Origin of the sequence: Leifsonia sp. AG29, from assembly GCF_009765225.1 — a bacterium.
GTDB lineage: Bacteria > Actinomycetota > Actinomycetes > Actinomycetales > Microbacteriaceae > Leifsonia.
The window spans coordinates 2,230,842-2,255,751 of record NZ_VMSF01000001.1 but is presented as its reverse complement, the minus strand read 5'-3'; the positions used below and the strand labels follow the sequence as shown (position 1 = coordinate 2,255,751).

The 24,910-nt window shown below is 70.0% G+C and carries 19 protein-coding genes and 1 pseudogene; 13 read left to right on the top strand and 7 right to left on the bottom strand.

Features of this window, described 5'->3' with window-relative positions:
- Positions 1-46 precede the first annotated feature (46 nt).
- Together FPT20_RS10820 and FPT20_RS10815 are read right to left on the bottom strand one after the other, a co-directional pair.
- Positions 47-292: pseudogene (locus tag FPT20_RS10820) on the bottom strand (SDR family NAD(P)-dependent oxidoreductase); the annotation flags it as partial.
- A gap of 219 nt (positions 293-511) precedes the next feature.
- A complete protein-coding gene (locus FPT20_RS10815; RefSeq protein WP_158865161.1) occupies positions 512-1,123 on the bottom strand; it encodes a TetR/AcrR family transcriptional regulator in 612 nt (203 codons plus the stop codon).
- A gap of 109 nt (positions 1,124-1,232) precedes the next feature.
- Between FPT20_RS10815 and FPT20_RS10810 the strand changes: the two genes are divergently transcribed.
- Positions 1,233-2,333, top strand: coding sequence for an ABC transporter permease (locus tag FPT20_RS10810; RefSeq protein WP_158865159.1), 1,101 nt, complete (start codon positions 1,233-1,235; stop codon positions 2,331-2,333).
- A gap of 97 nt (positions 2,334-2,430) precedes the next feature.
- Positions 2,431-3,411, top strand: coding sequence for an aldo/keto reductase (locus tag FPT20_RS10805; RefSeq protein ID WP_158865157.1), 981 nt, complete (start codon positions 2,431-2,433; stop codon positions 3,409-3,411).
- A gap of 420 nt (positions 3,412-3,831) precedes the next feature.
- Here the strand turns inward: FPT20_RS10805 and FPT20_RS10800 are convergent, their stop codons facing one another.
- Entirely contained in the window at positions 3,832-5,043 is a 1,212-nt protein-coding gene (locus FPT20_RS10800) for an MFS transporter (protein WP_158865155.1), read from the bottom strand.
- A gap of 285 nt (positions 5,044-5,328) precedes the next feature.
- Between FPT20_RS10800 and FPT20_RS10795 the strand changes: the two genes are divergently transcribed.
- From FPT20_RS10795 to FPT20_RS10765, 6 genes are all read left to right on the top strand, one after another.
- Positions 5,329-7,836 carry a ribonucleoside-diphosphate reductase subunit alpha gene (locus FPT20_RS10795; RefSeq protein WP_158865153.1) on the top strand — a complete coding sequence of 836 codons (2,508 nt, stop codon included), beginning with the start codon at positions 5,329-5,331 and terminating at the stop codon, positions 7,834-7,836.
- A 111-nt stretch (positions 7,837-7,947) separates the two neighbouring features.
- Positions 7,948-8,937, top strand: a complete 990-nt coding sequence (locus tag FPT20_RS10785) for a ribonucleotide-diphosphate reductase subunit beta (RefSeq protein WP_158865151.1) — start codon at positions 7,948-7,950, stop codon at positions 8,935-8,937.
- Complete coding sequence (locus FPT20_RS10780; protein ID WP_158865149.1) at positions 8,934-9,773, top strand: sulfurtransferase; 840 nt, start codon at positions 8,934-8,936, stop codon at positions 9,771-9,773. Before FPT20_RS10785 ends, FPT20_RS10780 begins: the two co-directional genes overlap by 4 nt.
- Positions 9,774-9,860: 87 nt before the next feature.
- Entirely contained in the window at positions 9,861-10,880 is a 1,020-nt protein-coding gene (locus FPT20_RS10775; protein WP_158865147.1) for a PLP-dependent cysteine synthase family protein, read from the top strand.
- Positions 10,881-10,894: 14 nt separating this feature from the next.
- On the top strand, positions 10,895-12,193 hold the full coding sequence (locus FPT20_RS10770) for an NtaA/DmoA family FMN-dependent monooxygenase (protein ID WP_158865145.1): 1,299 nt from the start codon (positions 10,895-10,897) through the stop codon (positions 12,191-12,193).
- Positions 12,193-13,668: an aromatic amino acid lyase gene (locus FPT20_RS10765; protein ID WP_158865143.1), complete on the top strand. Its 1,476-nt coding sequence runs from the start codon at positions 12,193-12,195 to the stop codon at positions 13,666-13,668. Before FPT20_RS10770 ends, FPT20_RS10765 begins: the two co-directional genes overlap by 1 nt.
- Before the next feature lie 36 nt (positions 13,669-13,704).
- On the opposite strand, the gene FPT20_RS10760 is transcribed toward FPT20_RS10765, so the two are convergent.
- Positions 13,705-14,220, bottom strand: coding sequence for a GNAT family N-acetyltransferase (locus FPT20_RS10760; RefSeq protein ID WP_233265476.1), 516 nt, complete (start codon positions 14,218-14,220; stop codon positions 13,705-13,707).
- Positions 14,221-14,444: 224 nt separating this feature from the next.
- Here FPT20_RS10760 and FPT20_RS10755 point away from each other — a divergent pair, with 224 nt between their 5' ends.
- The 4 genes from FPT20_RS10755 (at position 14,445) to FPT20_RS10740 (ending at position 17,987) form a co-directional block, all read left to right on the top strand.
- Positions 14,445-15,344, top strand: coding sequence for an ABC transporter substrate-binding protein (locus FPT20_RS10755; RefSeq protein WP_233265475.1), 900 nt, complete (start codon positions 14,445-14,447; stop codon positions 15,342-15,344).
- Between the two features lie 5 nt (positions 15,345-15,349).
- Positions 15,350-16,339: an amino acid ABC transporter permease gene (locus FPT20_RS10750; RefSeq protein ID WP_158865141.1), complete on the top strand. Its 990-nt coding sequence runs from the start codon at positions 15,350-15,352 to the stop codon at positions 16,337-16,339.
- The gene (locus FPT20_RS10745) at positions 16,336-17,112 is read left to right on the top strand and encodes an amino acid ABC transporter ATP-binding protein (protein WP_325064787.1); all 777 of its coding nucleotides are present in this window, start codon (positions 16,336-16,338) and stop codon (positions 17,110-17,112) included. Before FPT20_RS10750 ends, FPT20_RS10745 begins: the two co-directional genes overlap by 4 nt.
- Positions 17,113-17,207: 95 nt before the next feature.
- Positions 17,208-17,987: an SDR family oxidoreductase gene (locus tag FPT20_RS10740; RefSeq protein WP_158865139.1), complete on the top strand. Its 780-nt coding sequence runs from the start codon at positions 17,208-17,210 to the stop codon at positions 17,985-17,987.
- 52 nt (positions 17,988-18,039) lie between these two features.
- Here FPT20_RS10740 and hrpA read toward each other — a convergent pair whose 3' ends face one another.
- Positions 18,040-21,918: an ATP-dependent RNA helicase HrpA gene (gene hrpA, locus FPT20_RS10735; RefSeq protein ID WP_158865137.1), complete on the bottom strand. Its 3,879-nt coding sequence runs from the start codon at positions 21,916-21,918 to the stop codon at positions 18,040-18,042.
- Positions 21,919-22,044: 126 nt separating this feature from the next.
- Here hrpA and FPT20_RS10730 point away from each other — a divergent pair, with 126 nt between their 5' ends.
- Positions 22,045-23,625 carry a long-chain-fatty-acid--CoA ligase gene (locus tag FPT20_RS10730; protein WP_158865135.1) on the top strand — a complete coding sequence of 527 codons (1,581 nt, stop codon included), beginning with the start codon at positions 22,045-22,047 and terminating at the stop codon, positions 23,623-23,625.
- Here the strand turns inward: FPT20_RS10730 and FPT20_RS10725 are convergent.
- Entirely contained in the window at positions 23,622-24,032 is a 411-nt protein-coding gene (locus FPT20_RS10725; RefSeq protein ID WP_158865133.1) for a hypothetical protein, read from the bottom strand. The genes FPT20_RS10730 and FPT20_RS10725 overlap by 4 nt on opposite strands.
- Before the next feature lie 41 nt (positions 24,033-24,073).
- Positions 24,074-24,907: an aldo/keto reductase gene (locus tag FPT20_RS10720; RefSeq protein ID WP_158865131.1), complete on the bottom strand. Its 834-nt coding sequence runs from the start codon at positions 24,905-24,907 to the stop codon at positions 24,074-24,076.
- Positions 24,908-24,910: the final 3 nt, after the last annotated feature.

Genomic DNA, 24,910 nt, shown 5'->3' with positions numbered 1-24,910 from the left:
GCGCGACCGGGCACGGCAGGGCGGATTCGCGCCGGGCCCGCGGCCTCTATTGCGCGGTGTAGCCGCCGTCGACGAGGTGGTAGCTGCCCGTGATGAAGCTGGCGGCATCGGAGGCGAGGAAGGCGACCAGGGAGGCGACCTCCTCCGGCTCGCCGAGGCGCCCGAGCGCGTGCTTGCCCTCGAGGAAGGCGAGCGTGTCGGCGTCCAGGTTGGCGGCGACCAGCGGTGTGCGGATGAAGCCGGGGCCGACGGCCACGACGCGCACGCCCTTGGCGGCGTACTCGAGGGCCGCGGGGGCCCGCCAGCCTGCATCGCATGCTCAGCGAGCACTTCCAGGGCTCGATCGACCTGTTGCTCGACCAGCACAGCCTCGTCGTGCCCGCGCGCGATGAGAAGGAGCGCGAGGCGATCGCGCGGTACCTCGCCGACGGCATCATCGGGGCCATCGACGTCTGGCTGAGCCGTCCGCGGCCGCGCGACGTGGAGGCGCTGCTCGACCTGATCGGCCGGCTCACTCCGCCGTGGTGGCCGGGAGGCTCACGAAGCGCTCCACCGCCTCCAGATAGCCCTCGCGGTCGAACTCCCGGAACAGGACCGACTGCGTGACGAACCCCTGGACGATGCCGACGAAGAGCGGGGCGTCCGCCCGCGCGCGCGCCTGCGCTTCGACCGGCGGCATAAGGAGGCGCTTCTCGTACCACTCGGACAGGTACCCGGTCAGCATGTCCAGCACGCGGTTGCCGATCCGTGAGGCCATCTCGCCGAGCCGCGGGTTGATGGGTACCTGACCCCAGACCTGGATGAGCAGCTGGAGTTCGCCGAGCTGCTCGGTGAGGCCGTCGAGGATCCGCCGGACGACCGCGGCGGGGGAGAGGACGGGTTCCGAGATCCGCGCCTCGGCCACATCGAGGAACCGGGCGTCCAGCACCTCCGACACGGCGAGCTCGACGAGCTCCTCCTTGTTCTTGTAGTGCCCGTAGATCGCTCCGGCCGACAGGCCCGACTCGGCGATGATGTCGGCCATCGACGTCTGCTGGAAGCCGGCGCGGGCGAAGCAGCGCAGGGCGGCGCTCGCGATCTCGTGCCGCCGTGCGGCGCGGTGCTCCTCGGTGACCTTCGGCATGCCGGCTCCTCTCGTGCGTCCCGCGCGAAAAAGAATGTTCGTTCTTGACAGTAGCCGAAGGCGAGGGAGAAGATAAAGAACGAGTATTCGTTTTTATTGGAGGCGCGCCATGACCACAACGTCAGCACCTGTAGAACCGTCCCGCACCGGCGTCGCCCCGGCGTCGGGAGCACCGACGCCCCACACCCCGTGGAGCCGCACCGTCCTGCTGGCGCTGGGGGCCGCAGCGGCGGTGCTCGTCATCCTCATCGCCTTCCTGTGGCCCACCATCACGTCGTCGGTCAAGGACCTCCCGGTGGCGATCGCGGGGGATTCCGCTTCCGTCTCGGCTGTGCGCACTCAGCTCGACAAAGCGGCTCCCGGAGCCTTCGACATCACGACGGTGGCGTCCAAGGCCGACGCCGAGCACCTCATCCGCACCCGGGACGTCTACGGCGCGATCGTCGTCGGCCAGAAGCCGGAAGTGCTCACGGCCTCGGCGAACGGTGCCGCGGTCAGTCAGCTGTTCACGCAGCTCGCGGGCCGGATCCAGGCGCAGGCCCAGCAGCAGGCCGACGCCGCTGTGCAGCAGGCGGTCGCGGCGGGGCACGCTCCCGCCGGAGCCCGCGCACCGACCATCACGGTCCCCGTGACCGACGTCGTCCCGCTCGCCTCCAGCGATCCTCGAGGTCTCGGTCTCGCCGCCGCGTCGTTCCCCCTCGTGCTCGGCGGCATGCTGGGCGGCATCCTCATCTCCATCCTGGTCGCGGGCAGCTGGCGGAGGCTCGCGGCCGTCCTCGTCTACGCCGTGGTCGGCGGCCTCGCGGTGACCGGGGTGCTGCAGGGCTGGTTCGGCATCCTCCAGGGCGACTATTGGCTCAACTCGGTCGCCGTCGGACTGTCGATGCTCGCCACGGCCGCCTTCATCGTCGGGATGAACGCGCTCATCGGCCGGGTCGGCATCGCGGTCGGGGCCGTGCTGACCGTGCTCGTCGGCAACCCGCTCTCGGCGGCCGCTCAGCCCCTCCAGTTCATCGTCGGGCCGTGGGGTGCGGTGGGGCAGTGGTTCGTCCCCGGCGCGTCCGTCACGCTGCTGCGCGACCTGTCGTACTTCCCCGACGCCGACAGTGCGTTCGCGTGGCTGGTGCTGCTCGGTTGGGCGGTCGTCGGGATCGTCGCGATGATCGCGGGGCACTACCGGAACCAGGAGGTCAGCGAAGCCGCGGTGTGAGGTGCCGCATCGGCTCGGGTGCGGCGCGGGCGCGGGGCGGTGGGGGCGTGCTGGTTTGCGCCTCCCCGTGTCGCGCCGGCGAGCCTAGGGTGGAGGCATGGAACAGCGCATCCTCGGAGGGACCGGCCGCGATGTGTCGGTCGTCGGACTCGGCACCTGGCAGCTCGGAGCCGACTGGGGCGACGTCACGGAGGACTCCGCGCTCGCCGTCCTGGAAGCGGCCGTCGAGTCCGGGGTGACCTTCTTCGACACGGCCGACGTGTACGGCGACGGCCGGAGCGAGCAGCTCATCGGGCGGTTCCTGACGGAGCATCCGGAGGTCCCGCTCACCGTCGCCACGAAGATGGGCCGCCGTGAGGCGCAGGACCCCGCGAACTTCACCCTCCCCAAGTTCCGCGAATGGACGGACCGCTCGCGCCGCAACCTCGGCGTCGAGCGGCTCGACCTCGTCCAGCTGCACTGCCCTCCCACTCCCGTCTTCAGCACCGACGCCGTCTACGACGCGCTCGACACGCTGGTCGCGGACGGGGCGATCGCCGCCTACGGGGTCAGCGTCGAGACCTGCGCGGAGGCGCTCGCCGCGATCGCGCGCCCGGGCACCGCGACCGTTCAGATCATCTTCAACGCTTTCCGGCTGAAGCCGCTCGACGAGGTCCTGCCCGCCGCGCGCGAGGCCGGTGTCGGCATCATCGCCCGCGTGCCGCTCGCGTCCGGCCTCCTCAGCGGCCGCTACACCGAGCAGACGACGTTCGGGGCCGACGACCACCGCAGCTACAACCGCCACGGCGAGGCCTTCGACGTCGGCGAGACCTTCTCGGGCGTCGACTACGAGCAGGGGGTTCGCGCGGCGCGAGAGTTCGCCGCCCTCGTCCCCGACGGTGTGACCCCCGCGCAGGCCGCCCTCGCCTGGATCATCGGCCAGCAGGGGGTGACCACGGTCATTCCCGGAGCGCGCTCGCCCGAGCAGGCCCGCGCCAATGCCGGGGCGGCCGAGGTGCGCCTCCCCGAGGGCTTCGACGCCGCGGTGCACGAGCTGTACGACCGGTACTTCCGGGCCACGGTGCACCCGCGCTGGTAGAGGGCTGCGGCTCGCTCCTTTCGCTCCGCGAGATGCGCCCCTCGTTCCTCCCTCGAGGTGCTCGTAGATGCGCTCCTCCGCGGCGTGTCGGCAGCACTTACGAGCACCTCGTCGGTCCGGTCGGGCGGGCCTTACGAGTGTCGTCGAGCGCAATCGCGCGACCGATATCCCTGCTTGCCGGGCCCTTGCCACGGTGAACGGCGACATCGCGCCATCGATCAGGTGGAGGTGGTGCTGCTGTGCCATCCGCACACCCTGGCAGCTTTCCGGGGCGGCTCCTGAAAACTATCCACAGGCGACCCACGAGGTGCTCGCAGTTGCTGCCGGTCACGGCGTGTCGACAGCATCAACGAGCACCTCGATGGGGCGTCGTGCGCTGAGGGTGCCCTGAGCACCGCGCGGCTCGCGGGCCCTCCGCGCTCAGGACGGCTGCACCGGCACCGGCTCGGTGTCGGGGATGGGGGAGGCGTCCCGCCCGCGGAGGTCGGGGTGCACGCCGTGGGCGAGGGCCGCCACGACGAAACCGACGAGAGCGAACGCCCCGGCGGCGTAGAAGGCCCCCACGGCGCCGAAGCCGTCGATGAGGAAACCCGCGAGGGCGGAGCCGAGCGCAGCCCCGATCAGCTGTCCGGTGCCCACCCAGCCGTACGCCTCCGCGGTGTCGGAGAACTTGACGCTCGCCGACACGATGGCGAAGAGGACAGCCAGCGCGGGAGCGATTCCGAATCCCGAGATCAGCAGGGTGAGCGACAGCCCCCACCACGACCACAGAGTGAAGACGGACAGTGCGATGCCGGCGAAGACGATCAGCATCCGGCGCGCGGTCGCCCAGGGCCCGATCGGGATGTGGCCGAACAGCAGGCCGCCGACGAGCGACCCCATCGACCAGATGGCGAGCACGACGCCGCCGAGCGGGGAGCCCTGGCCGAAGTTCGCGACGACCCCCGCCTCCACGGCGGCGCACGCGCCGATGAGGAGGAAGCCGACCACGGTGGCCAGCAGCACGGGCGGCCGGGTCAGCACGACCCCGAAGCGCCGCTTGCTGCGCGGGATGCGCACCCGGCCGACCTCGGGCGAGGCGATGAACCACGCCCCGCCGAGCAGCATGATCGCGACCGCCATCAGGATGCCCTCGACCGTCCCGATCTGGGTGGAGACGAAGGTGATGACCACCGGGCCCGCGATCCAGATGATCTCCTGGGCGGACGCGTCGAGCGAGAACAGCGGCGTCAGCTGCCGGGAGTTGACCATCTTGGGGTAGATCGTCCGCACGGCCGGCTGGATCGGAGGCGTGCACACGCCCGCGACGAACGCGATCGCCATGGTGAGCTCGACGGGCATGACGAACAGCCCGATCGCGGCCACGCCGGTCGCGCAGAGCACGAGGCTGACCCAGAGGACGAGGCGCATCCCGAGCACGCCCATGAGGCGGCTCGTCATCGGGCCCGCGATCGCCTGCCCGATCGACATCGCCCCGAGCACGAGACCGGCGGCCGTGTAGCTGTGGTGGACGCGCTCGATGTGGAGGAGGAACGCGAGCGAGAGCATGCCGAACGGGAAGCGCGCGGTGAGCTGCGCGGCGATGATGCGCGCGACGCCGGGCGTCTTCAGCAGGCTCGAGTACGTGCTCACGATCTTCAACACTAGCGGTCGGGAGGCGCGATTCCCGAGGGGTGAGGGGAGGCGTGTACCCCGAGTGCGGGGTGTGGAAATTGTGCAGAACTTGTCCACAGCTGTGGACGACACGCCCACTAGATGTGGGGGCATGAGATTGTCGGTGGCCCGCTATATAGTGGTCGAACACGGAAGGCCGGTCGGCTGTCAGAGGGCGCCGACAGACTGGATTCCGCGGGGTTTTCCGCCGTCGAAGCACGGCGCGGCCGCCGTCCGGAACGGCACAGCGAAGAGGGAGAGACAGTGGGAATCACAGTCGTCAAGCGCAACGGCGAGCGCGAGCCGTACGACGCCAACAAGATCAACCTGGCCATCGAGCACGCCGCTCAGGGTCTGGATGAGAACATCACGTGGGTGACGCAGATCGCGAGCGAGCTCGAGCTCACCCTGTTCGACGGCATCACGACGCAGCAGCTCGACGAGGCGGTCATCCAGGTCGCCCTCCAGAACGTCAAGGACGACCCCGCGTTCGACACCGTCGCCGCGCGCCTCCTGCTCAAGACGATCTACAAGCGCGTCCTCGGCGACTATGAGACCCACGAGGAGCTCGTCGAGCTCCACACCAGCCACTTCCGCGGCTACATCGAGCGCGGCGTCTCCGAGACCCTTCTCGACGGCCGCTTCACCACCGCCTTCGACCTCGACCGCCTGGCCGCCCACCTCGACCCGTCGCGCGACGAGCTGCTGAAGTACATCGGCGTCGTCACCCTCAACAACCGGTACGGCATCAAGGCCCGCAACGGCGACTCGCTCGAGGTGCCGCAGTACTTCTGGATGCGCATCGCGATGGGCCTGTCCCTCAACGAGGCCGACCCCACGAGCCACGCTCTCGCCTTCTACGAGAAGATGTCGAAGCTCGAGTACCTCGCCGCCGGCTCCACGCTGGTCAACGCGGGCACCGCCTACCCGCAGCTCTCCAACTGCTTCGTCATGGAGATGCAGGACGACATCGAGCACATCGCCAAGTCCGTCCGCGACGTCATGTGGCTGACGAAGGGCACCGGAGGCATCGGCCTGTCGGTCACGAAGCTCCGTGCCCAGGGCTCGCCGATCCGCTCGAACAACACCACCTCCACCGGCCCGATCCCGTTCATGCACACGATCGACTCGGTGCTCCGCGCGGTCAGCCGCGGCGGCAAGAAGTTCGGCGCTCTCTGCTTCTACATGGAGAACTGGCACCTCGACTTCCCCGAGTTCCTCGACCTCCGCCAGAACTCGGGCGACCCGTACCGCCGCACCCGCACCGCCAACACCGCCGTCTGGATCAGCGACGAGTTCATGAAGCGCGTCCAGAACGACGAGGACTGGTACCTCTTCGACCCGCTGGAGGTCGCCGACCTCAACGAGCTGTACGGCAAGGCGTTCTCGGAGCGGTACGCGCACTACGTCGCCGAGGCCGAGGCCGGCCGCCTGCGCATGTTCAAGAAGATCAGCGCCCGCGCGCAGTTCAAGGACATCCTGATGAGCCTCCAGACCACCAGCCACCCGTGGCTGACGTGGAAGGACACCATCAACAACCGCGCCCTCAACAACAACACGGGCACGATCCACCTCTCCAACCTGTGCACCGAGATCACGCTGCCGCAGGACCGCGACAACGTCTCGGTGTGCAACCTCGCGTCGATCAACCTGTCGCGCCACCTCATCGACGGGAAGATGGACTGGGAGCGGATCGAGGCGAGCGCCCGCCAGGCCGTCCGCCAGCTCGACAACCTCATCGACATCACGGTGTCGAGCGTTCCCGAGGCCGACTTCTCCAACCAGCAGAACCGCGCGATCGGGCTCGGCGTCATGGGCTTCACCGACATCGTCGAGCGCCTCGGCTTCAGCTACGAGAGCGAGGAGGCGTACGCCCTGATCGACGAGATCATGGAGCACGTCTCGTACGCGGCCATCGACGAGAGCGCCGACCTGGCGCGCGAGCGCGGCGCCTACCCGAACTTCGAGGGCTCGCGCTGGTCGAAGGGCCTCGTGCCCTACGACTCGATCGCGCTCACCGAGGCCGACCGCGGAACGCCGATCACGGTCGACCGCACCATCCGACTCGACTGGGACCGCCTGCGCGAGAAGGTCAAGGGCGGCATGCGCAACGCGACCCTCATGGCGATCGCCCCCACCGCGTCCATCGGCCTCGTCGCCGGCACGACGCCCGGCTTCGACCCGCAGTTCTCGCAGATCTTCAGCCGGTCGACCTCGTCGGGCAAGTTCCTCGAGGTCAACCGCAACCTGGTGGCGACGCTGCAGGAGCGCGGCCTCTGGCAGGACGTCCGCGAGGCGATCCTGCGCTCGCAGGGCGACATCCAGAACATCGCCGAGATCCCGGACGACGTGAAGGCCGCGTTCAAGACGAGCTTCCAGCTCTCGCCGTACGCCTTCATCGAGGTCGCGGCCCGCGCCCAGAAGTGGATCGACCAGGCGATCAGCCGCAACATGTACCTCGAGACGCGCGACCTCGGCGACATGATGGACATCTACTACGCCGCCTGGGAGAAGGGCGTCAAGACGACGTACTACCTCCACATGAAGCCGCGTCACCAGGCCGAGCAGTCGACGGTCAAGGTCAACAAGGCCGAGGAGATCTCGGGCGGCCGCAAGGGCTTCGCGTCGGTCGGCGCCGGGGCGCCTGCTGCGCCCGCAGCGGCCGCCGCTCCCGCGGTGACCGAGACCGCTCCGGCCGCCGCCCCCGCTCGTCGCGGCTTCGGCTTCGGCGGCCTGACCTCCGGAAGCACCTCGGGTGGTGAGAACAAGTGAACAGCACCAAGATCGAGGACTACTACGTGCCGGTCGACCCGATGGACGACCTCCAGTGCGAGTCCTGCCAGTAACCCGAGCCGACTGAGTCAGTAGAAGGAGAAGAGAGACATGGGGATCCTGGGAACGGGGATCGAAGAGGGCCTGCTGCTCAAGCCCGTGAAGTACCAGTGGGCGATGGACCTGTACGACCAGGCGGTCGCGAACACGTGGTTCCCGAACGAGATCCAGCTCGGGGAGGACATCGCCGACTTCAAGCGGATGACCGACGAGGAGCGTCACGCGGTCACCTTCCTGATGAGCTACTTCAACCCGAACGAGCTGCTGGTCAACAAGGCTCTGGCGTTCGGCGTCTACCCCTACATCAACGCGGCCGAGGCGCACCTCTACCTCGCGAAGCAGATGTGGGAGGAGGCCAACCACTGCATGTCGTTCGAGTACGTCCTCGAGACGTTCCCGATCGACCGCGAGCAGGCCTACAACTCCCACGTCGACATCCCGTCGATGGCCCGCAAGGAGGAGTTCGAGGTCCGCTTCATCAAGCGGATGACCGAGCAGGCGCTCGACATCACCACGACCGAGGGCAAGCAGGACTTCATCCGCAACCTCGTGGCGTACAACGTCATCCTCGAGGGGATCTGGTTCTACTCGGGCTTCATGGTGGCGCTGTCGTTCCGCCAACGGAACCTGCTGCGCAACTTCGGATCGCTGATCGACTGGGTGGTGCGCGACGAGTCGCTGCACCTCAAGTTCGGTATCAACCTGATCCTGACGGTGCTCGAGGAGAACCCCGACCTCCAGACGCCCGAGTTCGCTAACGAGATCCGCCAGATGATCCTCGACGCGGTCGAGATGGAGGAGCAGTACAACCGCGACCTCCTCCCGGGCGGCATCCTCGGCCTCAACGCCAACTACATCAACCAGTACGTGAAGTACCTGGCCGACCGGCGCCTCGAGGAGCTCGGCTTCGAGGCCGAGTACAAGGTGTCGAACCCCGCCAAGTGGATGGCCACCGCCAACGACACGCTCGAGCTGGTGAACTTCTTCGAGTCCACCAACACCTCGTACGAGTCGAACGCCAAGGCGTCCACCGGCCGGTGACCTCGCCGCTCATCTCGGCCGCCGAGCTCGCCACCGCAGTCCGGTCCGCGCGACCCCCGCGCGTGCTGGACGTGCGGTGGAAGCTCGGCGGCCCTCCCGGTCCCGACGAGTTCGCGCGCGGCCACATCCCGGGCGCCGTCTACGTCGACCTCGACACGGAACTCGCGGGGCACGGAGCGCCGACCGACGGCCGTCACCCGCTTCCCCCGCTCCCCGTGTTCCAGGCCGCTGCACGCCGCTGGGGACTGAACGCGGGCGACGACGTCGTCGCGTACGACGACGTCTCCGGTACCTCCGCGGCCCGGCTGTGGTGGCTGCTGCGCTACGCCGGCTTCACCGGCACCGTGCGCGTGCTCGACGGCGGACTCTCCGCGTGGGTCGCGGCCGGCGGTGCCCTCGAACGCGAGACCGTGCCCCCGCGGCCGGGACGGGTCGAGCTCGCGTACGGGTCGCTCCCGACCCTCGACGCCGACGGGGCCGCCTCGCTCGCGACCGACGGGATCCTCCTCGACGCCCGCGCCGGCGAGCGCTTCCGCGGCGAGGTGGAGCCCATCGACCCGCGCGCCGGCCACATCCCCGGAGCCGTGAGCGCGCCCACGACGGCCAACCTGGCGCCCGACGGCAGGCACCTCTCCGCGGAGGCGCTCGCAACGCGCTTCGCCGACCTCGGCGTCACCCCCGAGGCCCGCATCGGGGTGTACTGCGGCTCCGGCGTCACCGCCGCGCACGAGGTCCTCGCGCTCGTGGCGGCCGGCTTCCCGGAACCCGCGCTCTACCCCGGATCCTTCTCCGCCTGGTCGAACGACCCGGCCCGGCCGGTGGAGACAGGCGGGTAACGCCTCCCGCCCCCGAAGCGCCTAGGCTCGCCTGTAATACACCGCAACGCACTAGGGGCCGCGCCCCGGTGCGCCTATCGTCTCTGCATGACCATGATCGACGTCCCACCTCCACCGACCCCCGGCACCGCGCCGGCGGCCGGCGTGTGCGACTCGGTCGCCGAGCTCATCGGCAACACCCCGCTCGTCCAGCTCCGGTCTCTGAGCGACGGCCTGCCCTCCCGGGTGCTCGTGAAGCTCGAGAACCGGAACCCGGGCGGCTCCTCCAAGGACAGGATCGCGCTCAACATGATCCGCTCCGCCGAGGCCGCCGGCGACCTGGCGCCCGGGGCGACGATCGTGGAGGCGACGAGCGGCAACACCGGCATCGGTCTCGCCCTCATCGGACGGCTCACCGGCCACCCCGTCGTCATCGTCCACGCCGCCGACATCTCTGACGAGAAGCGGAAGGTCCTCCTCGCGTACGGCGCCCGCCTGGTCGAGGCCGACTGGGACGCCGGCCCCGACGATGCCGCGAACCCGCGTGCCCTGGCCGACGCGATCGCCGCCGATATCCCGGGTTCGTGGCGCCCCACGCAGTTCGCCAACCGTGCGAACCCGGAGGCGCACTACCGCGGGACCGGCCCGGAGATCTGGCGCCAGACCGGCGGTGCGGTCACCCACTTCGTCGCCTCCATCGGCACGGGAGGGACGGTCAGCGGAACCGGCCGCTACCTGCGCGAGGCCTCGGCCGGGGCCGTCCGGGTCATCGGCGCGAACCCGCAGGGATCGACCTACGGCGGCGACCTGCCGGGCCGCATCCTGGTCGACGGCGTCGGCACGGCGTGGCCGCGCGACTTCTGGCCCCAGACGTTCGACCCGGCGGCGGTCGACGAGATCCGCACCATCGACGACCGCGAGGTCTACCGGACGGTGCGGCGGCTCGCGGCGGAGGAGGCGCTCCTCCTCGGGCCGTCCTCCGGGCTCGCCGTCGCGACGGCGTTGCGGGTAGCGTCGGAGGCGCCTGCCGGCTCGACCGTCGTGGCGATCGCCCCCGACGGCGGCATCAACTATCTCACCAAGGCCTTCGACCCGGTCTGGCTCGACGCCGCCGGGCTCGGGGACTGACAACGGAAGGCGACATGGCACTCCTCCACTTCGGCTGGTTCCTCGGCGCAGGCTTCGGCGTGCAGGGCTGGGGAGACCCGACCTACGGCATCGGCTACGACTGGAAGCAGCCGCAGGTCTACCAGGATGCGGCCCGCGTCTTCGAGGGCGCCGGGCTCGACCTGTTCATCATCGAGGACGGCGTCGCCGTGCCCGACACGTACGGCGGCACCGCCGAGGTGAACCTCGCGGCGGCGCGGTTCGTGCCGAAGCACGATCCCCTCCCGCTCGTGCCGTACCTTCTCGGCGCCACGAGCCGGATCGGCATCGTTCCGACGCTCAGCGCCAGCTTCTACGAGCCGTTCACCGCGGCGCGCCTCCTCAGCACGCTGCAGCACTTCGCGCACGGCCGGCTCGGCTTCAACGTGGTGACGAGCGGCTCCGACCTCGCTGCGCAGAACTACGGCCTCGACAAGCAGGTCGAGCACGACCTGCGCTACGACCGCGCCGACGAGTGGGTCGACGTCGTCCGGGCACTCTGGCGCAGTTGGGAGCCCGACGCGATCGTCGAGGACGCCGCGAACGGCGTCTTCGCGGACTTCCGCAAAGTGCACACCATCGACCACGACGGACGCTTCTTCAAGGTGCGCGGGCCTCTCAACACGGCTCCGGCGCCTGAGGAGCCGGTGATGGTGCAGGCCGGTGCGTCCGGCCGCGGCCGGGATTTCGCTGGCAAGAACTCCGACGTCGTGCTCGCGCTCGCCTCCACGCCGGAGCGGATGAAGGAGTACCGCGACAGCATCCGCGACGTGGCCGCGGAGAACGGCCGGCGCCCCGACGACATCAAGGTCCTCTTCGTCGTGCAGCCGATCGTCACCGCCAACCGCGCCGAGACCGAGAGCGTCCGGGAGGCGCGCGCGACCCTCACACAGGCGGCCATCGACGAGCAGCTGCAGTCGATCTCGTACCTGACCGGCGTCGACTTCAAGGCCTTCGACCTGGAGGCGCCCCTCCCCGAGATCACCACCAACAGCAACCGCGGCACGCTCGACAACTTCGTGCGCTCCGCACCGGAGGGCTCGACCCTGCGAGAGATCCTGCAGGCCCGCGCCAAGAAGGACCTCGCCATCATCGGAACAGCCGACGAGATCGCCGACCACCTCGGCGAGCTGGGGGAGGCGGTGGGAGGCGACGGGTTCCTCTTCACCGGGCAGGTGCACCCCGCGAACGTGCACCGGACGCTCGACCCGCTCGTCCCCGCGCTGCGCCGGCGCGGACTGATCCGCGAGGAACTGGGCGACGGGGGCCTCCGCCGCAACCTCGCGGACTTCTGATGACCGTCCGGCTCGGGACGCAGCCGCTGACGGCCGCCGACATCGCCGCGGTCGCGGACGGCGCCGCCGTTGAACTCGGCGACGGCGCGCGAGCCGTGATCGACGCCTCCCGAGCCGTGGTCGAGCGGGCCATCGCCACCGGCGAGCCGGTCTACGGGCTCAACCGGAGGCTCGGAGCGGGACGGGACGACGCCGTCGACCCGGAGGAGTTCCACGCCTTCCAGACCCGCACGATCGCCAACCATCGGGGCGGCATCGGAGAGGTGCTGTCCCGGCGGGAGGCGCGGGCCGTGATCGCTGCACGGCTCGCGGGATTCGCCCGCGGCGGCGCTGGAGTGCGCGTCGAGCTGGCGGACGCTTATGCCGCCCTCCTGAATGCCGACGTCGTCCCGGTGATCCGCTCGCGCGGTTCGGTCGGAGCGGCCGACCTCACGGCGCTGGCAGAGGTGGCGGCGCTCGTCACCGGGACCGGAGTGGCGCTGGCCCGGCACGGTTCGCGTGACGAGGATGCCAGCGTGCCCGCGCTCGCTGCGCTTCAGGAAGCCGGCTTGGCACCCGTCGTGCTGGCCCCGCACGAGGCGCTCGCCGCGCTCAGCTCCAACGCGTACAGCCTCGGCGTCGGCAGCCTCGCCCTGCGCGAAGCCGAGCTGCTGACCGACGCCGCGGACCGTGCCGTGGCTCTGTCGCTGGAGGCGCTCGGCGCGACCGGTTCCTCCGGAAACCCGGGCCCGTACGGCGGAACGGTGCTGGACGCGGGGGCCGGGTCCGGAGCCCGCGACTCGGCTGCGGCCATCCGCGCGGCGCTCGAGCAGAGCGCGCTTCTCGAGCCGGGCCGGGTGTTCTCGGTGCAGGACCCGCTCAGCTTCCGGACAGCCCCGCAACTGCATGGCGCCCTGCGCGAGTCGGTCGCCCGGTTGCGTTTCGAGCTCGATCGCGAGCTCGCTGCTCGCAGTGAGAACCCACTCGTCGACGTCGAGTCCGGCCGGATGATCTCGGGCGGCAATTTCCAGGCGCTGCCGCTCGCGCTAGCCATAGAGAACCTCCGGCTTGCGATCGCTCATGTCGTGGCCGCCTCCGAGCGCCGGTCGGCCGCTCTGTCTCTCCTGCTCGCGCCGGCCCGGAGGGAGGGACGCACACGCGTCCCGGGCCTCCTGCTCTATGCGGCGGCGGACTCGGCGGCGGAGGTGCGTCAGCTCGCGGCGCCTGCGACGCTCGCCTCCACGACGCTGTCCGGCGTGGAGGACCACTCGTCGTTCGCGCCGCTCGCGCTGCGCCTCCTGGCCCGTTCGCTCAGCCTGGCGGGCGACGTGCTCGCCATCGAGGCGCTGCACGCCGCGGACCTGCTCGGAGTCGTCGGTGTAGCGCCGACCGGGGCCGGAACAGCCTCCGTGTATTCGGCGCTGGCCGCGGAGATCGGCAACGGGGCCGATGCTGACGCGCTCGTCCGCTCGTCGGTGCGGCTGCTGGGCGCCTGACGGGTCGCGCGGCGTCGGACAGCCGCCGGCGACGCCTCAGTCAGCGAGCTGCTTGCGGAAGCTGAGGTACGACACCGCCTCCCAGTCGCCGTCGAGGTCGAACTGGGGTTCGTAACCGAGCGAGAGGTAGAGCGCGACCGCCTCCGGCTGGCGCGCCCCCGTCGTCAGCACGACGGTGCGCACACCGCGGCGCGCGGCCTCGGCCTCGAGCTCGCTCATGACGCGGCGCGCCAGGCCGAGACGGCGGTAGGAGGAGTGCGTCCAGACGCGCTTCACCTCGACCGTCTCGTCGTCCTCGCGCATGAACGCCCCTCCCGCCACCGGTGCCCCGGAATCGTCGACGAGAAGGAGGAACGTCCCTCCGCGCTCGGCCGTGAACACCTCGGCGGGGTAGCGCGAGAGCTCGGCCGAGGAGGGGATGCCGTCGTTGAGTCCGTAGCGCTCGTCGTACTCGCGCGACAGCTCCTCCACGAGGGGAGCGGCGAGGGGGTCGTCGGGCCGGGTGACGACGACACGCGCAGTCGACGCGATCCCGGGTCTCGTTTCTGTCACGGCCTCGACCCTAACGCGAGCGGCACCGGGCGCGCATCCGGTGCCCGAACGGGGCGTTCACAACGGATTCCGCGCAAAGAACCGCGAAATGTCCCCGAAACGTGCAGGAAAAGAGGCGTAGCACGCGCAAATTAGTGTTGAGGACGTCAGCATCCGCTGAGGTATCCTCCCCTTACCCCTGCATAACCTGCACACCTTGCACCTTGGAAGAAGGACAACGACCTATGCGCACCCGAATCGTGGCCCCCGTGGCCGCCTTCGCCGCCGTGGCAGCGCTCGCGCTCACCGGTTGCGTCGACAACTCCACGCCCTCCGGCAGCTCGACGTCGAGCGCGGCCGCCAGTGTGAAGAAGGACGACAGCCTCGCCGCACAGCTGCCCGAGAACATCAAGTCGTCCGGGACGATCACCGTCGGCATGGACGACACGTACCCGCCGAACGAGTACAAGGACGACAACGGCAACCCGGTCGGCTGGGAGGTCGACCTGGCGAACGCCATCGGCGCGAAGCTCGGGGTGAAGACGAAGTTCGCGATCGCCAAGTTCGACAACATCATCCCGAGCATCAGCGGCGGCAAGGACGACTACGGCATGTCGTCGTTCACCGACACCACCGACCGCGAGAAGCAGGTCGACTTCGTCAACTACTACTCGGCCGGAATCCTCTGGGCGTCCGCCAAGGGCAAGACCGTCGACCCCGACAACGCCTGCGGTCTGAAGGTCGCCGTCCAGTCGACCACCTACGAGGACACCGACGAGGTGCCCGCCAAGTCCAAGAAGTGCACCGACGCCGGCAAGCCCGCCATCCAGGCGCTCCGCTACGACAACCAGGATGACGCGACCAACGCGGTCATCCTCGGCAAGGCCGACGCGCTCAGCGCCGACTCGCCCGTCACCCTGTACGCGATCTCGAAGTCGAGCGGCAAGATCCAGGCCGCCGGAAAGACCTTCGACCAGGCGCCCTACGGCCTCCCGGTCGCGAAGGGGTCGAAGCTGACGCCGGTCCTCCAGAAGGCCGTGCAGGCCCTCATCGACGACGGCACGTACAAGAAGATCCTCGACAAGTGGGGCGTCGCCGACGGCGCCGCCACGACCGCCGAGGTCAACGCCGCCTCGAAGGGCTGACACGCATGACCCAGGGCAATCCGGCCCAGCCGGCGACGGGATCCGTCCCGTCGCCGGCGGGCGCCCGCACCACCTCCGAACCGATCAAGGCCGTCAAGCTCCGGCACCCGTGGCGGATCGTCTTCGCCGCCGTGCTGATCCTGCTGCTCATCTGGTTCGTGATCGACGCCTCCCAGCGCAGCGCCTATGGCTGGCAGTACGTCGGCAAGTACGTCTTCGACAAGCGCATCAGTGCCGCTGCACTCGTCACCCTCCAGCTGACCGTCTACTCGATGGTCATCGGCATCGTCCTCGGGCTGGTCCTGGCCGTCATGCGCCTGTCGCCGAACCCGGTCGTCAAATCGGTCGCGTGGCTGTACCTGTGGATCTTCCGCGGCACCCCGGTCTACGTCCAGCTCGTGTTCTGGGGCCTGTTCTCGCTGATCTACCCCAGCCTGTTCCTCGGCGTCCCGTTCACGCAGATCGGCACCCACTTCGACCTGGCGTTCATGCAGAACGCCTTCATCATCGCGATCGTCGGACTGGCGCTCAACGAGGCCGCGTACATGGCCGAGATCGTGCGAGCCGGCCTGCTCTCGGTCGACGAGGGCCAGGAGGAGGCTGCGACCGCGCTCGGCATGTCCTGGTGGCAGACCATGACGCGGATCGTCATCCCGCAGGCCATGCGCGTGATCATCCCGCCGACCGGCAACGAGGTGATCTCGATGCTGAAGACGACCTCGCTCGTCGCAGCCATCCCGCTCACCACCGACCTCTACGGCGTCGCGCGCGACATCTCCGCGGTCACCTACACGCCCATCCCGCTGCTCATCGTCGCGTCCCTCTGGTACCTGCTGTTCACGTCCCTCCTGATGATCGGCCAGTACTACCTCGAGAAGCGGTTCTCGCGCGGTGTCAACGCACGCCGCCCGGACCGCAACGAACCCGCGCTGGCGACCGGGGCCCTCCCGGCGGCGGGCGCACCCGACGGCAACGACCTGGGAGGCAAGGGATGACCGACACGACCGTGACCCCGATGGTGAAGGCCGAGGGCGTCTCCAAGAGCTTCGGCTCCAACCAGGTGCTCCGCAGCATCGACCTCAAGGTGAACCCGGGCGAGGTGCTGTGCATCATCGGCCCGAGCGGATCGGGCAAGTCGACGTTCCTCCGGTGCATCAACCACCTGGAGCGGGTCGACGCCGGGCGGCTGTCCGTCGACGGTCAGGTCGTCGGGTACCGCCAGCACGGCGACAAGCTGTACGAGCTGAAGCCGAAGGAGGCGGCGCGGCAGCGGCAGGAGATCGGCATGGTCTTCCAGCGCTTCAACCTGTTCCCGCACATGACCGCGCTCGAGAACATCATCGAGGCGCCCATCCGGGTGAAGGGCCTGCCGAAGGCGCGGGCCGTCGAGCGGGCGAAGGAGCTTCTCGCGCGGGTCGGGCTGGCGGAGAAGGCCGACCACTACCCGTCGCAGCTCTCCGGCGGTCAGCAGCAGCGCGTGGCGATCGCCCGCGCGCTCGCGATGGACCCGAAGCTGATGCTGTTCGACGAGCCGACCTCCGCGCTCGACCCCGAACTCGTCGGCGAGGTGCTCGACGTCATGAAGGGGCTCGCCGCGAGCGGCATGACGATGATCGTCGTGACGCACGAGATGGGCTTCGCGCGCGAGGTCGCCGACGAGCTGGTCTTCATGGACGGCGGCGTCGTGGTGGAGGCCGGCGATCCCCGCGAGGTGCTGGCGAACCCCCAGCACCGGCGGACGCAGGCGTTCCTGTCGAAGGTGCTCTGAGCGGATTTCTGCGGGCGGCGTCGCCCGGCCCGGTCTGAGCGGCCGGGGCGGGCGGCGCCGCGTCGCGTCGGGAGCGCCTCTGGCAGAATCGTCGGATGGACACCGGCGCCCGCTCCTCCCGACCCGTCGTCTTCGTCACGGGAGCGAGCCGGCCGAACTCGATCGGCGCCGCGATCGTACGGAACCAGGCGTCGCTCGGATGGGACGTCGCGTTCGGGTACTGGGACGGCTACGACGCCGAGATGCCCTGGGGAGCCGACCGCGCCTCCCACGATCGACTGACGGACGAGGTGCGCGGCTTCGGTTCGCGAGCGCTGCCGGTCTCGCTCGACTTGGCCGACCCTTCGTCCCCCGAGGAGGCGTTCGCACGGGTCAACGCCGAACTGGGCCCCGTGAGAGCCGTCGTCGCGAGTCACGCGCACTCGGTAGACAGCGGGCTGCTCGACACGTCGGTTGAGGCGTTCGACCGGCACTTCGCGGTCAACACTCGCGGCACGTGGCTGCTGGTGAAGGCGTTCGCCGAGCAGTACGCGGACGGCTTCGGCTGCGGGCGCATCGTGGCGCTGACGAGCGATCACACGGCTCACAACCTCCCTTACGGCGCCAGCAAGGGAGCGCTCGACCGGATCGTGACGGCGGCCGCGGTGGAGCTCGGCCACCTCGGGATCACGGCGAACCTCGTCAACCCGGGGCCGATCGACGCGGGCTGGATGACGCCGGACCTCGCCGAGGCGCTCGCCGCGGAGACCGCGCTCGGGCGCCTCGGCCGGCCGCAGGACACGGCGGACCTGGTCGCGTTCCTCCTGTCGCCGAGCGGCGGCTGGGTGAACGGGCAGCTCCTCCACTCGAACGGCGGCTTCCACCTCGGCGTCTGAGCCGCGGCGCCGAGCGGAGCGAGGCCGTCAGCCGCCGAGCGGAGCGAGGCCGTCAGCCGCCGAGCACCTTGCGGATGCGCTGCAGCGAGACCGTCTCGGCGGTTCCGAGCGACTGGGCGAACAGCGAGACGCGGAACTCCTCCAGCATCCACCGCGCGTGCACGAGCGCGGGCGAAGCGTCGCGGGCAAGGGGGATGCGGCCTCCCGCGTCGGTGTAGAGCGCCGTCGCCGTCTCGACCTGCGTCTGCCAGGCCCGGTCCCTCCCGGGGTTCGTCGGGAGGGCCTGCATGCGCTGCGTGATCCCGCTCAGGTACCGGGGGAGGTGCCGGAGCTGTTCGAGCCCGGTCGCCGACACGAACCCCGGGTACACGAGCCCCGCGATCTGGCCTTTCGCGTCGTTCAGCGCCGGGAGGTACGTGAGCGCGGTCACGCCGGAGATCGCCTTCTCGGCCGCCCGGGCCGCCGTCAGCGTCCGTGTGACGAGGGCTACCGTGTCGAAAAGCGAGTCCATCACGATGCCGGACACCCGGTCGCGCACCGCCTCGAACTCGGCGCGCGTGAAGAGCACACCGTCGGGCTTCATCCGGTAGAGCACCGAGTCGACGACGGCGAGCAGGCAGTCGTCGAAGAGCGCTTTCGTGTTGGGGTAGGGGCTCGCCGCGAGCGTCAGCTTCTCGTTCGCCGTCAGGTGCTGCTGCACGTACGCCACGGGGGAGGGGACGCTCAGCAGGAGGAGGCGGCGCACGCCTCCCGGGATGGCCCGCGCCTGCTCCTCGGGCGTTCCGAGCAGCCTGATGCTGACGCTCGTGCCGTCGTCGACGAGCGCCGGGTAGGCCCGGATCGTGTTGGTCGTGCCTCCCGGACCGGTGTGCGTCGAGTCGACGAAGCGCGGGAGCTCGTCGAGATCCCACGTGGTCAGCCCCGAGCGCTCGATCGCGTTCGGGGTGCGCGACTCAGCCACGCGCGCCACGGAGTCGCGCGCCCGGGAGCGCAACCTGTCCTGCAGGGCGCGCAGCTCCTTGCCGCTCGCCATCGGCCGCCCCCGCTCGCCGACGACCTGGAAGGTCGGGCGGAGGTGCGCCGGCAGGCGGTCGAGATCGAAGTCGGAGCCGCTGACGCGCGAACCCGTGAGCCGCGAGATCGTCGCCGCGAGCGTATCGGCGAGCGACGCGGCGGGACGGCCGCCGGCGTGGGCCCGCATCCCTTCTGCGCCCGAGAGCTCGGTCAGGAGGCGCTGCGCCCAGTCGGCCGCCGGCACCACCTGCCGTCGGATCGCCTTGGGCAGCGACTTGATCATCGCGGTGACGAGCTCGTGCCGGAGGCCGGGGACCTGCCAGTCGAAGCCGTCCGGGACCAGCCCGGCGAGCAGCGGCAGGGGCACCTGGACCGTCACGCCGTCGTCCTCGGCTCCCGGCTCGAACCGGTAGCGGAGGGTCAGCCGCTGGTCGCCCTGGCGCCAGACGGGAGGGAACGCCTCCTCGTCGATCTCGGCGGCGTCGTCATCGAGCAGCGCCTCGGCCGTCATCGTCAGGAGGTCGGGGGTCTCGGCGCGCGCCTTGCGCCACCAACCCTCGAAGGAGCGCGTCGAGACGACGTCGGCGGGGATGCGGCGGTCGTAGAACTCGAAGACGGCCTCGTCGTCGCTGAGGATGTCGCGCCTCCGGGTGCGCTCCTCCAGTTCGCGGAGCTCGTCGCGGAGCTTCCGGTTGGCCCGGTCGAAGGCCTGGTGGGAGTCCCACTCGCCGTCGACGAGCGCGTGCCGGATGAAGAGTTCGCGCGACAGCTCGGCGTCGATCCGGGCGTACTGGACCCGGCGCCGCGGGATGATCGGCACACCGAACAGCGTGACGCGCTCGTACGCGACGACGGCGCCCTGGCTCTTCTCCCAGTGGGGCTCGCTGTACTGCCGTTTGCACAGATCGCCGGCGATCTGCTCGGCCCAGGCGGGATCGATCGCCGCGTTCATGCGCGCGAACAGGCGCGAGGTCTCGACGAGCTCGGCGCTCATCAGGGCGTTCGGCTGCTTCTTGGCGAGCGCCGAGCCTGGGAAGATCACGAAACGCGTCTGGCGAGCGCCGAGGTACTCGGCCTGGCGCGGGCCGCGGACGCCTCCCCGGCCGGCGCCGCGAGAGCCCGAGCCCGTCTCGCGGACGTCTTTGAGACCGATGTGCGACAGGAGGCCCGCGAGGAGCGAGCGATGGATCCCGTCCGGATTCACGCGGGGATCGCCCATCGTGAGGCCCAGCGGCTTCGCGAGCTGACGCAGCTGGCGGTAGACGTCCTGCCACTCGCGGACCCGCAGGAAGTTCAGGTACTCCGCCTTGCACAGCCGGCGGAAGGCGCTGGAGGAGAGCTCCTTCTGCTTCTCCTCCAGATAGTTCCAGAGGTTGAGGAGGGTCAGGAAGTCGCTGGTCGGGTCGACGAACCGGGCGTGCTGCTCGTCCGCGCTCCCGCGCCGCTCGACGGGGCGCTCGCGCGGGTCCTGGATGGTCAGCCCGGCGACGATCGCCATGACCTCGCGCGAAACGTCGTGCCGCTTCGACTCGACGACCATCCGGGCGAACCGCGGGTCGATGGGCAGCTGCGCGAGCGCCTTGCCGACCTTGGTGAGCTCGTTCGCGCCGTCGTCGCCGCGGCGGATCGCGCCGAGTTCCGCCAGCAGGTCGAGGCCGTCCTTGATGCCGCGCGAGTCGGGCGGGGTGAGGAACGGGAACGCCGCGATGTCGCCGAGCCCGAGCGAGATCATCTGCAGGATGACGGCCGCCAGGTTGGTCCGCAGGATCTCCGGCTCGGTGAACTCCGGACGCTTCTCGAAGTCCTCCTCCGAGTACAGCCGGATGGCGATGCCGTCGCTGGTCCGGCCCGACCGGCCCGAGCGCTGGTTCGCGCTCGCCTGCGAGATCGCCTCGATCGGGAGGCGCTGCACCTTGGCGCGCGTGCTGTAGCGGCTGATCCGCGCCGTCCCGGCGTCGATGACGTACTTGATGCCGGGCACGGTGAGGCTCGTCTCGGCGACGTTCGTCGCCAGGACGACCCGCCGCCGCACACCGGGCATCGCGGAGGGCTGGAACACGCGGTGCTGCTCGGCCGAGGACAGCCTCCCGTACAGCGGAAGGACCTCTGTGCCGGGCAGATTCCGCCCTCGGATCGCGTCGGCCGCGTCGCGGATCTCGTTCTCGCCGGAGAGGAAGACGAGGACGTCGCCCGGCGCCTCCCGGGCCAGCTCGTCGAGGGCGTCGTTGATGCCCTGGAGGTAGTCGCGGTCGACCGCGGGCAACGGGTCCGGGTCGTCGTCCTCGTCGTCGAGCTGTTCTGCGACGAGCGGCCGGTAGCGGAGCTCGACCGGGTAGGTGCGTCCGGACACCTCCACGATCGGGGCCGGCTTGCCGTCGGCATCGGCGAAGTGCGCGGCGAAGCTCTCCGGGTCGATGGTCGCCGAGGTGATGATGAGCTTCAGGTCGGGCCGCTTGGGGAGGAGCTGCCTCAGGTAGCCGAGGAGGAAGTCGATGTTGAGGCTGCGCTCGTGCGCCTCGTCGATGATGATCGTGTCGTAGCGCCGCAGCATCCGGTCGCGTCGCAGTTCGTTGAGCAGGATGCCGTCGGTCATGAGCTTGATCCGGGTGGAGGCGGACACCCGGTCGGTGAAGCGCACCTGGTACCCGACGAGCTCGCCGACCTCCTGCCCGAGCTCCTCCGCGATCCGCTCGGCGATGGTCCGCGCGGCGAGACGCCTCGGCTGGGTGTGACCGATGTTCTCGCGCCCGAGCTCGAGGGCGATCTTCGGCAGCTGGGTCGTCTTGCCCGACCCGGTCGCGCCCGCGACGATGACGACCTGGTTGTCGCGGATCGCGGCGGCGATCTCGTCCCGTTTGCGGCTGACGGGCAGCTCCGGCGGGAACGAGATGCGGGGGAGGGTCGTGGGCGTCGACATGAGCCCTCCAGTCTACCGGTCCTCCGCCCGCCGTGCCCGGGTTTGGGGGACTGGCGGTCCGGCCCGCGGTGACGTACCTTTCCCTCAACCCGATCGGGTCCAGTCGACGATGACGAAGGAGCCCCTATGAACGCCGGTGACCACCACGGCTTCGCCACCATGTCGGTCGCGAGCATCCTCGCGGAGACCGCCCACCGCATGCCGGACAATGTCGCACTGATCTTCGGCGGCGCCGAGATCCGCTACGGCACCCTCTGGGAGGAGACCCGGCGCTACGCGGGAGCCCTCCGCGATCTCGGCGTCGGCGAGGGAGACCGCGTCGCCCTGCTCATCCCCAACGTGCCCGATTTCCCGCGCACGTACTACGCCACGCTCGCGCTCGGCGCCGTCGTCGTTCCGATCCACGCCCTGCTCAAGGCGGAGGAGATCGAGTACGTGCTCCGCGACTCCGGGGCGAAGGTTCTGATCTGCGCGGCCCCGCTGCTCGGCGAGGGCGCCAAGGGAGCGGCGCTCGCCGGGGTCGAGACCCTCTCGGTGCTCGTGCCCGATGAGGCGCTCGGCCAGCTGCCGTTCCGGCGGCTCGAGGATCTCGCCCGGGAGGCGGAGCCCGTCGCCACCTACGTGCCGCGCGACCCGATCGACACCGCCACGATCCTGTACACCAGCGGCACGACGGGCAAGCCGAAGGGCGCCGAGGGCTGTCACTTCTCGCTCATCGAGCAGGTCAACGTGCTCCTCGCCGGGACGCTCGACATCGGCCCCGAGGACCGCATCCTGGGGTGCCTGCCCCTGTTCCACACCTTCGGCCAGACCTGCGTCATGAACATGGGCTTCCGGGCGGGCGCCGCGGTCGTCCTCGTCCCCAAGTTCGACGGCGCGACGGCTCTCCAGCTCCTCAACGCGCACGGCTGCACGATCATGACCGGCGTGCCGACCATGTACATCGCGCTCCTCGAGGCGGCCAAGTCGAACCCGGAGCGCCCGCCCCTCCGCTACGGCATGAGCGGCGGCGCCGCCATCCCGGTCGCGGTGATCGAGCGGATGAAGGAGGTGTACGGCATCGACGTCCACGAGGGGTACGGCCTCACGGAGACCTCGCCCGTCGCCACCTTCAACCACCGAGGCATGCCGACCCGGGTCGGGACGGTGGGGACGCCGATCTGGGGCGTGGACGTCGAGATCGCCGATGCGGAGATCGACGACCGGATCGAGCTCCTTCCGCGCGGAGAGCTGGGCGAGATCGTCGTGCGCGGTCACAACCTCATGAAGGGATACCTGAACCTCCCGGAGGCGAACGCCGAGGCGGTCGTCGACGGCTGGTTCCGCACCGGCGACCTCGGCACGAAGAGCGAGGACGACTACATCACGATCGTCGATCGCAAGAAGGACATGATCCTCCGCAACGGCTACAACGTGTACCCGCGCGAGGTGGAGGAGGTGCTCTCCGCCCACCCGGCCGTCGCGCTCGTCGCGGTGTTCGGCGTCGCGCACGAGGTGCACGGCCAGGAGGTGATGGCGGCGGTCACGCTGATGCCCGGATTCGACGCCAGCGGGGAGGAGCTGATCGCCTTCGCCCAGGAGCACGTCGCGGCGTACAAGTTCCCGCGTCGCGTCGAGATCCTGGAGGTGCTGCCGCTCGGCCCCAGCGGCAAGGTGCTCAAGCGCGAGCTGGTGGCCCGGTTCGAGCGGGAGGCGACGGTCCGCTAGGGAGCCGTGTCCATCGTCTGGAGGCGCACCGACGAGTGCAGGTAGAACGCCGCCAGGGCCGCGTAGCCGATGAAGGCGACCGCGGGGATGAAGGCGTTCTCGGGCTTGCTGGCGAACGCGCCGACCGCCGACACGAAGGCCGCGGCCGCCAGGCCGCCGCCGATCCAGAAACCGGCGGCGGGCTTGGCGGTGGCGCGCCACCAGGCGCGAGGGTCGTCGCGGTTCTCCTCGGCACCACGGAAGGTCCGGACGCCGAGGGCCACGTAGGCGACGTTGAGCAGGAAGACGATGAGCACGTCGATCGTCGGGTTGACGAGCTGCTGGAACACGAAGAGATTCAGCACCAGGATCAGTGCTTCGCCGCCCAGGATGTAGATGATCTTCCCGGTGATCGTCGTGATTCTCACATCGCGAGCCTAACGCGGGGCGCGGGAGAGCGCCCCCGCGCTCAGTTGACCTCGTCCGGGTGCGCCGAGACGCGGCCCTCGCGCTCCATGGCCGTGATGGCGGCCACCTCGTCCGCGGTGAGCTCGAAGTCGAAGACGTCGAAGTTCTCCGCCATCCGCTCGCGACGGTTGGACTTGGGGAACACGATGTTGCCGGTCTGCAGGTGCCAGCGGATCACGACCTGCGCCGGGGTCTTGCCGTGCGCCTCCGCCGGGCCGGCGACCTCGGGTGCCTCGAAGAGCGGGTACTTGCCCTGGCCGAGCGGCCCCCAGGCCTCGATTTCGATGCCGTGCTCCCGCGAGAACGCCGTCACCTCGGGCTGCTGGTGCGCCGGATGGAGCTCGATCTGGTTGACGGCGGGCACCACGTCGGTGTTCGCGAGCAGCTTCTCGAGGTGCGGGACGAGGAAGTTGGAGACGCCGATCGCCTTGGCGCGGCCGGAGGCGTAGATCTTCTCCAGCGACTGCCACGCCTGCACGAAGGTGTCCTTCTGCGGGGTCGGCCAGTGGATGAGGTACAGGTCGACGTAGTCGAGCCCGAGCTTGCCGAGCGACTCGTCGAACGCCGCCTCCGCGTCGGTCTGGCGGTCGTTCCAGAGCTTCGTCGTGACGAACAGCTCGTCGCGGGCGATGCCGGACTCCGCGAGGGCCCGGCCGACCCCCTCCTCGTTGCCGTAGATCGCCGCGGTGTCGATGTGGCGGTACCCGACCTCGAGCGCGTCCGTCACGATCCGGGTCGTCTCGGCGGGGTCTACACGGAAGACTCCGAAGCCGAGCTGGGGGATGGTCGTGCCGTTGTTCAGGGTCAGGAGCGGGGTGTGTGCGTGAGAAACCATAGG